Source organism: Microbacterium sp. Bi128 (assembly GCF_918698205.1).
In genome coordinates, this window is the sequence record NZ_CAKKMM010000896.1 from 1 (window position 1) to 2,101 (window position 2,101).

1 protein-coding gene and 2 pseudogenes are annotated in these 2,101 nt (G+C 67.3%); all 3 read right to left on the reverse strand.

The window, feature by feature from the left end; all coding sequences use genetic code 11:
- Positions 1–252, reverse strand: a pseudogene (locus LQV45_RS27740) (GGDEF domain-containing protein); the annotation flags it as partial.
- Between the two features lie 168 nt (positions 253–420).
- Positions 421–990, reverse strand: a complete 570-nt coding sequence (locus tag LQV45_RS27745; RefSeq protein WP_230010095.1) for a 2'-5' RNA ligase family protein — start codon at positions 988–990, stop codon at positions 421–423.
- Between the two features lie 245 nt (positions 991–1,235).
- Positions 1,236–1,840: pseudogene (locus LQV45_RS27750) on the reverse strand (malonic semialdehyde reductase).
- Positions 1,841–2,101 lie beyond the last annotated feature (261 nt).

Sequence of the window (2,101 nt, forward strand, 5' to 3'; positions counted from 1 at the left end):
TCGTCCGCCGGCCCAGATGCTGGCGGCACCGGCGACCAGCAGGACGTTGCCGGCAGGGATGGCCCACCCCTGCTGCGCCGTACCCTCCAGCAGGTACGCGGCGTTGCCGACCAGGAACAGCAGGAGCGCCATGCACCACCAGCCGCTGTAGTGCGACCGGGTGCGCCGGAACGTAATGAAGTAGAAAAGCATGAGCAGTGTGAGGTCGACAAGCGCCAAGGCAACCCGCAGTGTCGCGGCGTCAAGCATCATTTAGTGGTCCCCCCGGTCCGCTGTGATTTGCCCGAAATACTCACTTCGTCTTCGAATTACCGTCGAATGGCTGCCGAAGTTGACCCAAGTATGGCACCCGGTCCGCAGGAATCCAGCGCCGGCGTCGCGGATATGACGTCGTGGCCTCCCAAGACGCCGTTCTGGCGCCTACGCCTGGCCGACAGTCCACAACTTCAGGATCCGGCGAGTGGCGTGCCCGCCGTCGGGCGCCATGTCCACGAGCGCTATTCGGTCAAGCGCGAACGTGTCGCCCTGCCGGAGCCGTTTGTCGCCGTGGTGCGAGACGTGCGGCCGGTACCCCTCCTGGGTGTAGGCAGGCGTGGAGATCCGGCCGGGCAGCTGATCCACGATCCGGACCAGCTCGTTGTGGAGGACCTGCAGCTCATTGCTGGGTTCAATCAGGTTGACCGGGATTGACCCTGCGCGCCCGAACCCGGCTTCGCCGCCCACGCTGATCCGGCAGCCCAGGGCAGCGGCCACCGGGTCCGCCATGAGGGCGGCAATGTGGTCGGCGAGTGGATCGCCCGCGGCCGGCGGCGTGCCCGGCGCGGGTTCCGCGCGGGTTTCCTGGCCGGGTTCGACGACGCCGGACTTCACGACGCCGGCCGTGACCACGTCGAACTTGACCAGGGTGAGATGCAGCGGCCAGTCATCCCGGGGAAACTCGAGCCCTTCGGCTACCGGTTCCACGAAGGCCACCGCGATCAGGTTCCGCATGGGAAAAGTGTGCCACGCCGCGGCGCCTCCGGGGTCGGGCGGGCGCCGCAAACTCACAGTGCCGGCGGCGACGGCGCGGACTAAAATGGGAAGTGGCCTTGGATGTGGGCCTTGCGCTGAACCGCAGAATCGCATCCCGCGTGCCTCCGGCCTGTCCCCCATGGTGCCGGAGGCACCTCCGCCAAAGGACAGTGCCGGAGGCACCTCCGCGGAAGGACAGTGCCGGAGAACGGCGCCGAGGGCTGTTAGACGGTGCGGACGACGTCCTCGTAGGCGAATTTCGGCTTGGCTTCGCCCCAGGCGTCTGCCCCGGGCTGGCCGATGTTGACCACCAGGAAGCTCTTCTGGCTCCCGTCGGGGAAGAACGCAGCGTCGATCTTGGCGAAGTCGGCACCGGTCATGGGACCTGCCGCGAGGCCCAGGGTGCGGACCGCGAGGATGAAGTAGCCGGCCTGCAGGTGGCGTTGTTGTTGCCCGTGGCCGCGGCGAGTTCCGGCGCGGCGTCATACATGGCTTTGGGGGCGTTGTAGCCGGGAAGGAACGCGTCCCACTGGTCCTGCCACGCGGTGTCGTAGCTCAGGACCGCGACGAGCGGCGCTGATGCCGTCTTGGCGCGGTTTCCGGCGGCCAGCGCATCAACAAGCGTGGCGCGGGCTTCGTCGGAGCGCACGTACGTAACGCGCAGCGGCTGGGAGTTGAACGCCGTGGGGCCGAACTTCGTCAGTTCGTAAATTGCGCGGGCCTGCTCTTCGGTGACGTCGCCGGTGAAGGCGTTCGCCGTGCGGGCTTCGGCAAAGATGGCGTCGACGGCGGCTGCCTCGATTACTGCTTCATCGTGGGCGAGTGTCATGGGCATCCCTTTCGCTGGGCCGGCGCACTCTTGGGCGGCCGGCGTCTCCTGCTGTCAATAGTTGCAACTTCAACGGACGGCGCCTGCTTCCCGCTGCGCCCTGTGACCTCGGGCACACCGGCCCGGCCCGCAGCACGCCGGCCCGACGGGACGGCCGGTAAATGCTGCGCGGTAAAGTTGCTCGGGAAGATTCCTTCCCGCCCGCCCCACATTCTCTGAAAGGCTCCCGGCATGAGCATGCTCGGCACCAAATGGAAGCTC